The organism is Streptomyces coeruleofuscus (assembly GCF_039532725.1).
Classification (GTDB): domain Bacteria; phylum Actinomycetota; class Actinomycetes; order Streptomycetales; family Streptomycetaceae; genus Streptomyces; species Streptomyces coeruleofuscus.
The window spans coordinates 134,766-147,642 of the sequence record NZ_BAAASE010000004.1; the positions used below are offsets into that span (position 1 = coordinate 134,766).

The following is a 12,877-nucleotide window of genomic DNA, read 5'->3' on the forward strand; positions in this document are numbered from 1 at the left end:
CCGAACGAGTGTCGGGAACCGGGATCTTCGTTCGGAACCCGGTCGTTCTACGAGGTGCGGGGGCAGAACTCGGCCGCGAGCACCGCGGGTTCGAGACCGGGATCCGCCATCGCGTCCGTGTTCACGCGGAAGGTGAGGACGCGTCGGCCGTCGACGGTGGCCGCGGTGCGCACGTAGCTGCCGGATATGTGCCCGTTGTGCCCCCACACCGTGGTGCCGCACGGCAGTTTCTCGGGAAACAGGCCCATGCCGTACGCGCCGTGTGCGGCACGGGTGTCGAGCATCTCGCGCAGCCGGTGCGGGGGAAGCAGCCGCCCGCCGAGCAGGGCCGAGTAGAAGCGGTCCAGATCGGCGAGCGTGGTCACCAACTCGCCCGCGGCGCCGGCCACCCGCGGGTCGAGATCGGTGACGTCGGTTCCGTCGGCGGCGTAGGCGCGGCCGTGCGGAGAGGGCAGCGAGGAGAGGGATCCGGGGAAGGAGGTGCCCTTCAGGTCCAGGGGAGTGATGATGCGGCGCTCGGCCTCGGTGGCGTACGAGTGGCCGGTGACCTGCTCGACGACCAGGCCGAGCAGCACGTAGTTGGTGTTCGAGTAGGAGAAGCGGCCGCGTTCGGCCGGGGGGTGGGTGAGTGCGATGCGAACGGACTGAAGGGGTGTGGCGGGTGTGGTTCCGCCGGTGTCCCTGGTGTAGTCGTACAGGCCGCTGGTGTGGGTGAGCAGGGAGCGCAGGGTCAGCGCGCGGCCGTCGTTGCCCGCTCCCCGCACCAGGCCGGGCAGGTGCTGCTCCACGGTGTCGGACAGTGACAGCCGGTGCTCGGCGGCCAGTTGCAGCACGACCGTCGCGATGAACGTCTTCGTGACGCTGCCGGCGCGGAAGTGGTCCGACCGGGCGATTCCCTGCCCGGCGTGGGCATAGCGGGTGGTGGTTCCCTCCCGGGCCAGCAGGGCCGCGGCGGGTGCTCTGCCCTGGGTGACCAGCAGCGGGAGCACCGCGTCCGTGGGCGGAGCGGAGAGAGCCGACGAGTCGGCCGGAGGCAGGCCGAGGAGGAGGACGGACACGGGCAGGGCCAGCAATGTCCGAAAGGGCGGCACGCGGGCTCCTCCCTCGTCGGGGCGTCGGGGGCCCATCATGCAAGGCGGCGCGCGGTGCGCCGCGGCCGGGTTCCGGTGGGCGGACCGGCGGGGGCGCCTCGCCAGGGGGCCCCTGGGCGCTGGGCACTTGTCGGGTGAGAGACAATGGAGGCTCTGTCAGGGCGGGTTGTATGAGGGGACGCATGTCGGAGGCGGAGCGGGCGGGCACATCTCGTCAGGACACTCGTCAGGACAACAGGGAGCGTCTCCTCGCGGGGCGTTACCGGCTGGGCGAAGTGCTCGGCCGCGGGGGCATGGGCACGGTGTGGCGGGCCGAGGACGAGACCCTGGGGCGGACGGTCGCCGTCAAGGAACTGCGGTTCCCGTCGAACATCGACGAGGAGGAGAAGCGGCGGCTGATCACGCGGACGCTGCGCGAGGCCAAGGCGATCGCGCGGATCCGCAACAACAGCGCCGTGACCGTCTTCGACGTGGTCCAGGAGGACGACCGGCCCTGGATCGTGATGGAGCTCGTCGAGGGCAAGTCGCTCGCCGAGGTCATCCGGGAGGACGGCCTCCTCGAACCGAAGCGGGCCGCGGAGGTCGGGCTCGCCGTCCTGGACGTGCTGCGGTCCGCGCACCGCGAGGGCATCCTGCACCGCGACGTGAAGCCGTCGAACGTGCTGATCGCCGAGGACGGCCGGGTCGTGCTCACGGACTTCGGGATCGCCCAGGTCGAGGGCGACCCGTCCATCACCTCGACCGGCATGCTCGTCGGCGCGCCCTCCTACATCTCCCCGGAGCGGGCGCGCGGGCACAAGCCGGGTCCGGCCGCCGACCTGTGGTCGCTCGGCGGTCTGCTGTACGCGGCGGTGGAGGGAGCGCCGCCGTACGACAAGGGGTCTGCCATAGCGACTCTCACGGCGGTGATGACCGAGCCGTTGGAGGAGCCGAAGAACGCCGGCCCGCTGCGGGACGTCATCCACGGACTGCTCACCAAGGACCCCGCCAAGCGGCTCGACGACGCGGGCGCCCGGGCCATGCTCAACTCGGTCATCCACGCGCCCGAGAAGACCGAGCCGGAGCCCTTGGACGCGACGAAGGTCGTGCCGCTGCCGGCGCAGCCGGACAAGTCCTCCCGCAAGGGGAGTTCCGCCGGGGCCGCGAGCAAGCGGGGCGAGGAGCCCGCGGAGCGGCTGCGCGGGGCGCTGCGTTCCGTGCGCAAGGCCGCCGCCGGCACGGCCGGGGCGTCGGCCGCCTCCCGGACCGAGTCCGCGGACGCCGCTGCCTCTTCCGGACCGGAGGGCGGGAAGGCCGGGGCCGGGAGCGCGGGAGCGTCCGTCTCGAAGCCGGGTTCGGCTTCGGCCGCCTCGGGGGCGGTTGCCGGGGCCGGTGAGCGGGGCACGCAAGGGGAGAAGGCGGGCTCCGGAGGCCGGAGTTCGGGGTGGCCCGTCATGACGCCGCCGGACCTGCCGCCGCGGCCCGCGCCGCCCAGGGCGCCGCTCACCGACGTCGTGCCGCGGCGGACCCTGGTGATCATCGCGGTGGTCGTGGCGCTCGCCGTGATCGGCACCGTGCTCGCCATCGCGCTCAGCGGAGACGACAAGGACCCCAAGGGGGCCGCCGGCGAGAGGGGCGGCAAGACCGTCGCCACCGCGTCGGGCAGCGCCGACACCAAGGGCGACGAGAGCGACGGCACGCGCACCGACAGCGGGGCGACACAGCCCGCGCCGTCGAAGCCCGCCTCGAACAGCCCGTCCGGGGACCAGGCGGGCGGGTCGTCCGGTGGCGGCAAGGGCACCGCCGCGGCGTCGACGCACCAGGGCAGTCAGGGGTACTCGATCGGGCTGCCGAAGGGGTGGAAGTACCAGTCCACGGGCGCCGCGGGCGACCGGTTCACCGGGCCCGACGGGCAGAAGCTGCTCATCGCCTGGACGTCCACGCCCAAGGGCGACCCGGTGGCGGACTGGAAGAGCCAGGAACGCTTCATGCAGCGCGCGCAGTACAAGAAGATCCGCATAGAGCAGGTGGACTACCGCGGCTGGAACACGGCCGACTGGGAGTTCACCTACGTGGAGAGCGGCACCAAGTACCGGACCATCGACCGCGGTTTCGTCGTCGACGACCGGCAGGGCTACGCGCTGATGTACACGGCGAAAGCGGCCGACTGGAGCGGTGAGCTGCGCAAGGAGACCTGGCGGACGCTGACGAAGACCTTCGAACCCAAGTCCTGAGCATGAGCGGCCCCGGGTTTGGGGAGTGAGATCTGGCATCCCCACATTGCGGGTGGCCTGCGGCACGTATCGTAAATGTTTGCGGACCGTACGCAGCCGGAACGGACCGTGGGGCGAACGGATGTGACCGACCAGGCTGCCGGGGGAGGCAACGTGGACGACTATGCGGGACGGGTGCTCGCCGACCGCTACCGCCTGCCGCTGCCGCCGTCCGACGAGTACGAACTCACCGAGTCCCGGGCCTTCGACACCTACAGCGGCCAGGAAGTCCTGGTCAGGGCAGTGCCGTTGCCGGAGGTGGTCGAGGCGGAGGTCCTCGACGCGGAGGGGCTGCCCGACGGCTTCACGGCCCGTGACGGCGGCGCGCGGCGGCCCGGGGCCCGCCCGGGCACCCGGCGGCCCGCGGACCCGGTGGTGCGGCGCGCGGTCGAGGCCGCGCAGGCCGCGGCGGCCATTCCCGACCACCCCCGGCTCGACCAGGTCTTCGACGTGTTCGCCGAGGGCGGTTCGCTGTGGATCGTCAGCGAGCTGGTGGCCGCGCGTCCCCTGGCGGCCCTGCTCGCCGAGAAGCCGCTGACGCCGTACCGGGCGGCCGAGGTCGCCTCCGACGTCCTCATGGCACTGCGCGTGCTGCACGCGCATGGCTGGGTGCACCGGAACGTCACCGCGCGGACGGTCCTGGTCTGTGACGACGGCCGGGTGATGCTGACCGGGCTGGCGGTGGGCGCGGCGGAAGAGGCCCTGTGCGGGTACGACCCCGTTCCGGCACCGGCCTTCGGCGAACCCGGCCAGGAGACCGGCGGCGCCGGGATGACCGAAGGGCCCGGTGGCCAGGGTGGGGCCGGCGGCCCGGGAAGTCCCGGCGGCGCGACCGATCCCGAGGCCGCGCGGCGTGCCGCCATAGAGGCTCGGGAGGCCCGGGGGCTGCCGGCGGCCGGAGCCGGCACGGGGAGCGGGGGCTCGGCCGTGCCGACCCGCGGGAACGTGGAGGACGGCGAGGACCCGAGGGCCGCGCGAGCCGGGGCGATCGCGGCCTACCGGGCGGGTACCCGGGCCGCCGCCCGGGTCCAGGAGACGCAGCAGAACGGCCGCGCGGCGCTGCCCGGTGCCCGGCCCGCCCCGGACGGCGGGCCAGGGCCCCACAGCAACGGCTCGGCGCGGTCGCCCTACGTTCCCGGGCAGAGCACGGGGCCCGGTGCGAACCCGCCGGGGCAGATAGCCGACCCCTACGGCGTCGGCGGCGCCCCCCGCACGGCCGCCTGGCACGGCGCCGCACCCCGCGGCGTGCCCTCGCCGCAGGGACACGAGCAGGCGGCTCTTCCCCCGGCCCCGGACCCCGCCCACAGCGAGCCCACCCGGTGGGACGACCTGGTCGCCCACACCCCCGCACCCCGGCGCGGTCCGGCCACGGCGCTGGCCGCCGAGCGGGCGCGGCAGGCGCGGATGGCCGTGGTGGGGCCCGTGACGGAGCGCTGGGCGCCCGAGCAGGCCGGACCCGTGCACGAGAACTGGCAGTTGGCCGCGCCGATCGGCCCCGCCACCGACCTGTGGGCGCTCGGCGCGCTGCTCTTCCGGGCCGTACAGGGGCATGCGCCCTACCCGGAGGAGTCGACGGCCGAGCTGGTGCAGATGGTGTGCGCGGAACCGCCCGCGTACGCCGAGGAGTGCGGGCCGCTCAGGCCGGTCGTCGAGTCGCTGCTGCGTCAGGACCCGACCGAGCGCCTCGACTTCGAGGAACTGCGCGGCTGGCTGCGCTCGCTCGTACGCTCTGCGCCCGAGCCGGAGGCCGGTGTGCACGTCGTCGCGGCCCCGCCAGCCGACGCGAGCCGGCTGCCCGTCGTACGGCGCCGGGGCGAGCTCGTGCGCAGGCGGCGGGCCGGGCTCCCCGCACATCACGGGCGGCACAAGCGGGCCAAGAAGGAGTCGCGGTCGCCGCACCGGCTCGGCCGCACCCTGCTCCTGCTCGTCCTGCTCGCGATGGCCGCGGCGGTCGCCTACGCCATGCTCTTCATGCCCAAGTCGGGGACCGACGGCGCGCAGGGCACCGACCGCACCGGTGCCGCCGGTGAGGTCAGCCAGGCGCCCGAGCCGGACGCCAGCGGCGAGCCCCGGCCCGACCAGGCGTCGCCCGAGCCGGAGAAGAGCCCGTCGACATCGGCCGGTTCGACTCAGACGCAGACCACCGGCCCCGAGGTCGCCGACGGCTTCACCCTGCGCAAGGACTCGGCGGGCTTCCAGGTCGCCGTCGCCAAGGGCTGGGACCGCACCTCGCGGGGCGGCAGCGGTCAGGTCGTCTACGCCAAGGGCGACTTCGAGCTCATCGTCGTACCGGGCCGGGACAGCGCCTCGGAGTACGGCAGCGATCCGATGGCCTACCAGCGGGAGGAGGAGCGCGAGTTGCAGCCGTACCGCGACTCCAGCTGGGCCACCTCCACCGGGCTGAAGACGATCGAGGTGGGCGGGCGGACCATGGCCGAGGGGCAGTTCACCTGGACCGGCGACGACGGGGGCGAGCTGTACGTGCGCAACCTCGCGATGCTGGTCGACGGGCGGTACCACGTGGTCCAGGTGCGCGGCCCGGAGTCCGAACGGGACGAGGTGACACGGCTGTACGAGCAGGCGGCGGCGACGTACAAGGCGACGAAGTGATCCTCTGAGCTGGTTGCCGTGCACTGCAGTTCACCTCACGGTTCCCTCCAGTCCCAGGCGGCTACAACCGTCACAGTGCGGTCACCGTGGTACCCCGCTTGTTCCCTGGGGAAGGGCGGGTCCTTACGCTGACCCTGTCAAGACCATTGCGGGGCAACGTGAATCAGATGCAGGGCCTGCTCGTCGCGGGCCGCTACCGGCTTGCCGACTCCATCGGCAGTGGCGGTATGGGTCGGGTATGGCGGGCACATGACGAGGTGCTGCACCGGTCCGTCGCCATCAAGGAGCTGACGGCTGCCCTCTACGTCTCCGAGAGCGAGCAGGCCATCCTGCTGGCGCGCACCCGGGCCGAGGCCAGGGCCGCCGCGCGGATCAACCACTCCGCGGTCGTCACGGTGCACGACGTGCTGGAGCACGACGGCCGCCCGTGGATCGTGATGGAGCTGGTCGAAGGCCGCTCCCTGGCCGACGCGGTCAAGGAGGAGGGCCGCGTCGAGCCGCGCGAGGCGGCGCGCATCGGCATGTGGGTGCTGCGGGCCCTGCGCGCCGCGCACACCGCCGGCGTCCTGCACCGCGACGTCAAGCCGGGCAACGTCCTCCTCGCCCGGGACGGACGTGTCCTGCTCACCGACTTCGGCATCGCCCAGATCGAGGGCGACACCACCATCACCCGGACCGGGGAGGTCGTCGGCTCGGTCGACTACCTGGCGCCTGAGCGGGTGCGCGGCCACGACCCGGGCCCGTCCTCCGACCTCTGGGCGCTCGGCGCGACGCTCTACACGGCGGTGGAGGGCCGGTCGCCGTTCCGCCGCACCACACCGCTGACCACCATGCAGGCCGTGGTCGAGGAGGAGGCCGCCGAGCTTCAGTACGCGGGTCCGCTCACGCCCGTCATCACCGCCCTGCTGCGCAAGGATCCGGCCACCCGGCCCGGACTCGCCGAGGCCGAGCAGATGCTCGCCGAGGCTGCGGAGGGGCGGCGTCCGAGCGGAGCGCAGGCGTATGTGCCGACGCAGTACGGGGGATCGTCGCCGTACCGGGACGTGCACAGCGGCACCGGCGCGTCCGGCACGAACCCCTCGGGTACGTACCCGTCCGGCACGAACCCCTCGGGTACGTACCCGTCCGGCACGGGCACGGCCGGTACCGGCTCGGGACCGCACAGCCGGACTCCGCTCCCGCCGCTGGCAGGGGCATCGGCCACCGGGACGCCGACGGCCGGCGCCGCCACGGCCGGCCCTCCTGCGGCCGGGGCCTTCGCCACCGGACACGGAACGACCGGTCCCACCACCGTCGGCCCGACGGCGATGGGCCCGCAGCCGACCGGTTCGAACCGGCGCCGCCGGCTCAGGACCCTCGCCCTCGTCGTCGCGCTGGCGGCCATCATCGGCGGAGGCACCGCGGTGGTGCTCCAGCAGTGGGACGAGACCCGGCAGACGGCGGGCGGCGCATCCGGATCGCCCGGTTCCACGGCCGTGGAGCAGTCCGGGGGCTCGGTTCCCGAGGGCTGGACCCGTCGCGACGACCCCGCGGGTTTCAGCCTCTACCTGCCCAAGGGCTGGAAGCGCAAGACCTTCGGGCCGCAGGGCGAGCTCAAGCAGATCGACTACACGCCCGACGGCGGCCGGCACTTCGTCCGCATCGCCGTCGACACCTCCCCGGACTTCGCCGACCCGTACGCCCACCAGCTCGACCTGGAGCAGCAGTTGCAGCGGCTGGTCGACTACAAGCGGGTGAAGCTGGAGCGCAACGTCTACCGTGACCGGGACGGCGCGCTGTGGGAGTACACCTGGACCGCGCAGGCCAAGGACACCAAGTTCCCCGGGCCGCGCCGGGCCATCGAGGAGACGTACGTCGCCCGCGACGGCACCGAGTACGCGCTCTACATGTCGGCGCCCGCGCAGGACTGGGCGAAGGCGCGCAAGCAGTTCACGTCGCTGTTGCAGGGCTGGCACGAGAAGACCCCCTGACGCGGGAGGCCCCGGACACAGGGCCGTGCGTTTCGGCCACCCGCGGGCCGCTGCCCCGGAGCCCATCCCTCCGTTGGGGCATGATTGTCGCATGGGGACCGAGGGGCACAACACGCGTGTCATCGCGGGCCGTTACCGGCTCGAGGCGAGGCTCGGGCGCGGTGGCATGGGCGTGGTCTGGCGGGCGACCGACGAGCTGCTCGGCCGGGGCGTGGCCGTCAAGGAGCTCCCCTTCGACGAGTCGCTCTCCGCGGCGGAAGCGCGCCGGCAGCGGGACCGTACGCTGCGCGAGGCACGGGCGGTCGCGCAGCTGAGCCACCCGCACATCATCGTCGTCCACGACGTCGTGGAGGACGACGAACGCCCGTACATCGTCATGGAGCTGATCGAGGGCGGCTCGCTCGCCGACCGTCTCGCCACCCAGGGCCCGGTCGACGCCGCCGAGGCCGCACGGATCGGTATCGCCCTGCTCGGCGCGCTGCGCGCCGCGCACGGGGCCGGGGTGCTGCACCGCGACCTCAAGCCCGACAACGTGCTGCTGGAGGACGGTACCGACCGGGTCGTCCTCACCGACTTCGGCATCGCCCAGGTCGCGGGCGCCCCCACGCTCACCGAGAACGGTTCCTTCGTCGGCTCGCCCGAGTACACCGCGCCCGAGCGGATGTCCGGGGTCCGGACCGGGCCCGAGTCCGACCTGTGGTCGCTGGGCGCGCTGCTGTGCGCGGCCCTCAGCGGCGAGTCGCCGTTCCACCGCGACTCGCTGGGCGGCGTCCTGCACGCGGTCGTCGTCGGCGACATCCGCCCGCCCGCGCAGGCCGGGCCGCTCCTGCCCGTCGTACAGGGCCTGCTGGAACGCGATCCGGACCGGCGGCTGGACGCGGACCGGGCGGAGCGGATGCTGCGGGTGTTCCGCGAGACGGGCAGTACGCCGCAGGCTCCGCCGCCCGGGTACGCGCCGACGGTGCGCGGTGCCCCGCACGGACGGCCGCAGGACGACGCCGGTCGGCGATCGCCGGTGCCGCCGACGGACATGCCCGGCCCTGACCAGCGGTACGAGCAGATGCTCCGGCAGCGCACGCGCCGGGTGCTCGTGGCCGCGCTGCTGGTCGCCGCGGTGGCCGGGGCGGGTGTGTCGGCGGCGGCGCTGCTCATGGAGGGCGGCGGGGACGGCGGCCGCACACCGAGGAGTTCCGCGCCGAAGACGCCTTCGGCCGGACCGTCCTCCCACGGCACGCGCATTCCGAGCACTCCGGCGGCCACCAATGCCACCAGGACCGCCGCCACCGCCGCCACCTCACCCTCGCCCTGACACGGCGATCAGCCGATGAACCCCGTACCAGCATGAAGAGGAAATAAGTGTCGTACCGGTGCGAGAGGGAGATAAGCCCCGGCTAGCGTCACGGGTCTGTGACCGGGACGCTTCCGTGCTGGATGCGCAGGCGCTTGGCGCGATAGGGATGACCTCATGAGCAACAACGGGGGAGTCCGATCCGGGGCCGACGAGCCAACGAGTTTCGCTCTGCAACCACCGAATCCGTCGAATTCGCCGGTGCCGGTACCGGGCAACCCGTACGCGACGCCCACCCAGGTCGTACCGACCCAGTCGGTGGCAGCGGTCGAGGATCCCGGTGCCGGGCGGCTCATCGCCGGGCGCTACCGGCTGATCGCCAAGCTCGGGCACGGCGGCATGGGCACGGTGTGGCGCGCCAAGGACGAGACGGTGGACCGGGAGGTCGCCGTCAAGGAACCCCGCGTCCCGGAGCATCTTCCCGAACGCGAACGCGTCAACGCCTTCGAGCGGATGCGCCGCGAAGCGCGTGCCGCGGCCCGGCTCGACCACCCGGCGGTGGTCGACGTCCACGACGTCGCGGTCGTGGAAGGACAGCCGTGGATCGTGATGGAGCTCGTGCAGGGCCGTTCGCTGGGGGACGCGCTCCAGGAGGGCACCCTGTCCGCGCGCGAGGCGGCCCGGATCGGCCTGGAAGTGCTCGGCGCGCTGGAGGCCGCGCACGCGGCGGGCATCCTGCACCGCGACGTGAAACCGGACAACGTGCTGCTCGGCCGGTACGACCGGGTCGTCCTCACCGACTTCGGCATCGCGCAGATCGAGGGCGAGACCAACCTGACCGACACCGGCGGCTTCGTCGGCTCGCCCGAGTACATCGCGCCGGAGCGGGTGCTGGGCCAGCGCCCGGGCCCGGCCAGCGACCTGTGGTCCCTGGGTGTGGTGCTGTACGCGGCGACGGAGGGCGTCTCGCCGTTCCGCCGGAGCAACACCCCCGCCACACTCCAGTCCGTCCTCAACGCCACGCCAGCGCCGCCCGCCTCCGCCCAGGGCCCCCTCGCCGAGGCCATCACGGGCCTGCTGCACAAGGATCCGGCCCGCCGCCCGGACGCCGCCCGGGTGCGAGCCCTGCTGGAGGCCGCCGCCAACCCGCCGGCGGACCGGCCCACGCAGGTCGTCCAGGTCATGGGCGGCGAGGGCCGGGGACTCCGGCTCGGACGCAAGGGGTGGACCGGGCTCGGTGCGGCGGTCGTCGCGGCGGCGGTGACGGTGTACCTGGTGCTCGCGAACCCCTTCGCCGGGCCGCTGCCCGAGGGCTGGAAGACACGCCAGGAGAAGGAACTCGCCGCGTCGCTGGCCGTGCCCGGTGACTACCAGAGGACCGTGCCCGACCGGGAGTCCGACCAGGGGCACTGGGTCACGTACACCGACTGGAGCGGCAGCATCTGGATCAGCCTGACGCTCGAGAAGAAGGCGGAGGACACCGGCAGCGTCATCGCCGGCTCCGCTGCCGCCGAGATGTACGACGACGACAGTGCGTTCAAGGAGAGCGGCAACTACCGCCTGGACATGCCGCAGAACCCGAGGACGGAGCCCAAGGACACCACGTACAAGGGCGGGAAGGCCGCCGAGAACACCGTCACCTACGACACCGACGACAGCGAGAACCCCCGCCCCCGCGAGCTGAGGATCTTCTACTACAAGACCTCCGGCGGCGACATGTACAAGCTCACCGTCAGCTACCCGGGCAAGGGCGACTTCACCGATCGCGGGCGAGAGGTCGCCGACACGGCGATCACGAACCTGGACATCGACGGGACCTGACCGGTGTCCGGCCACTGACCCGCTTCGACAAGCCGCCGCCCCGCGGGGTACTGATGGGGCATGAGCAACGACGGGGGCGGGACGGGCGCCCAGAGCCGGTCGGTCGGCGGGCGGTACCGGCTGATCGAGCGCATCGGCTCCGGCGGGATGGGCACCGTCTGGCGGGCCTACGACGAGCTCGTGCAGCGTGACGTCGCCGTCAAGCAGCCCCGGGTGCCGGGCGACCCGGAGGACGGGAGCCACCGGCGCGCGGCCCACCGGCTCTACCGGGAGGCCCGCGCCGCCGCCCGCGTCGACCACCCCGCCGCCGTCACCATCCACGACGTGGTCCTCGAGCCGGAGCGGCAGCCGGACGCACACGACGGACGGATCGATCGCCACCGGCCGGTCGCACGCGACGGGCTGAACGCGATCGACGCGACGCTCGACGGACTCCCCTGGATCGTCATGGAGTTGGTGCGGGGCGAGTCCCTGCACGAGGTGCTCCGGCGCGGCCCGGTCGACCCGCGCGAAGCCGCCCGGATCGGCCTCGCCGTCCTCGGTGCCCTGCGCGCCGCGCACGCCGTCGGCATCGTGCACCGGGACGTGAAACCGGCCAATGTGCTGCTCGGTCCGCACCGGCGCGTCGTCCTCACCGACTTCGGCACCGACCATGTGCAGGGCGAGGAGTCGCTCACGGACGGCGGGGAGTCCGTCGGCTCGCTGGAGTTCGTCGCCCCCGAGCGGATGTCCGGCCGCATCGCCGGGCCCGCCTCCGACCTGTGGTCCCTGGGCGTACTGCTGTACGCCGCCGTCGAGGGGGCGTCCCCGTTCCGCCGGACCACACCGCAGGCCACGCTCGCCGCGATCCTCGCCGCCGAGCCGCCCGAACCGCAGCAGGCCGGACCCCTCGGCCCGCTGATCGGACGACTGCTGGTGCGGGACCCCGACCAGCGCCCGGACGCCGAGGAGGTCGCGGCGGCGCTGGCGGAGGCGGCCGGGCCGGCGGCGGCCGAGGTGCCGGAAGAAGCTCAGGAGGCGGAGGACATACAGGAGTTCGCGGAGGACCCCGGCACGCCACGGCCCGAGGACGCGGCCGAACCGCCGGAGGCCGCCGAACGACCGGAGTCCGCCGAACCGCCACAGGCCGGCCCCGCAGAGCGGCAGGACCCCGCACCGCCCAAGCGCCCGAGCCTCCTCCGCCCCGCCCCCATCGCCCTCCTGAGCGCGCTGCTCACCGGCGGCATCGGGGCCGTCACCCACCTTGGCGACACCAGCAGCGCGGAGACCGCCGAAACGGTGGAGACCTGGACCCCGCACCGCGATCCGGACCTGGCGGCCGTACTCCATCTCCCGCGCCACTACCGCGAACTGGACCGGACCGGCAGCGCGACCGACCAGCCCCGCACGGTGCTCTACGGCGACGAACAGGGCGGCTCCGTCCAGGTCCGTCTCCTGCTCTGGGACCGGGCTCTCAGCTCCCCGATGGACCAGGTTCGGAACGCACCCGTCGTCCGCGGGGACACGCGGTACACCCGCACCAGCGTCCAGGGTTACGAGGCCGCCCTCGCCGACACCACCTACCACCGGGGCGAGGACACCAGGCGGGTCATGCGGGTGATGATCCGCACCGACGACGACCGCATGTACGAACTGCGCGTCGACATGCCCAAGGGCACGCCCGGGGAGAAGGAGGGCACCTCGGTGTTCGAGGGCGCCCGGGACCGGCTCGGCATCCTAGAAGGCTGAATCACCGGGATCGTAAAAGGCTGAATCACACCAACTCGTCACCGCACAACGCCCTGATCAGGGTGTTCGTTGCCAGTAGCCACTGGCGCCTTGTGTGCACTCGGTGAAGCCGTATTA

The 12,877-nt window shown here is 73.3% G+C and carries 7 protein-coding genes; 6 read left to right on the top strand and 1 reads right to left on the bottom strand.

Annotation, left to right across the window (positions count from 1 at the left end):
• Positions 1-47: 47 nt before the first annotated feature.
• Positions 48-1,091, bottom strand: a complete 1,044-nt coding sequence (locus tag ABFX81_RS16065) for a serine hydrolase (RefSeq protein WP_086844447.1) — start codon at positions 1,089-1,091, stop codon at positions 48-50.
• 182 nt (positions 1,092-1,273) lie between these two features.
• On the opposite strand from ABFX81_RS16065, the gene ABFX81_RS16070 reads away from it, so the two are divergent.
• From ABFX81_RS16070 to ABFX81_RS16095, 6 genes are all read left to right on the top strand, one after another.
• On the top strand, positions 1,274-3,304 hold the full coding sequence (locus tag ABFX81_RS16070; protein ID WP_086844445.1) for a protein kinase domain-containing protein: 2,031 nt from the start codon (positions 1,274-1,276) through the stop codon (positions 3,302-3,304).
• Positions 3,305-3,457: 153 nt separating this feature from the next.
• On the top strand, positions 3,458-5,953 hold the full coding sequence (locus ABFX81_RS16075; RefSeq protein ID WP_346138232.1) for a protein kinase: 2,496 nt from the start codon (positions 3,458-3,460) through the stop codon (positions 5,951-5,953).
• Between the two features lie 167 nt (positions 5,954-6,120).
• A complete protein-coding gene (locus ABFX81_RS16080) occupies positions 6,121-7,923 on the top strand; it encodes a protein kinase domain-containing protein (protein WP_086855100.1) in 1,803 nt (600 codons plus the stop codon).
• A 91-nt stretch (positions 7,924-8,014) separates the two neighbouring features.
• Entirely contained in the window at positions 8,015-9,232 is a 1,218-nt protein-coding gene (locus ABFX81_RS16085) for a protein kinase domain-containing protein (protein WP_086855101.1), read from the top strand.
• A 156-nt stretch (positions 9,233-9,388) separates the two neighbouring features.
• On the top strand, positions 9,389-11,032 hold the full coding sequence (locus ABFX81_RS16090) for a serine/threonine-protein kinase (RefSeq protein ID WP_346138233.1): 1,644 nt from the start codon (positions 9,389-9,391) through the stop codon (positions 11,030-11,032).
• Positions 11,033-11,092: 60 nt separating this feature from the next.
• A complete protein-coding gene (locus ABFX81_RS16095) occupies positions 11,093-12,760 on the top strand; it encodes a serine/threonine-protein kinase (RefSeq protein ID WP_346138234.1) in 1,668 nt (555 codons plus the stop codon).
• The last annotated feature ends 117 nt before the right edge of the window (positions 12,761-12,877 follow it).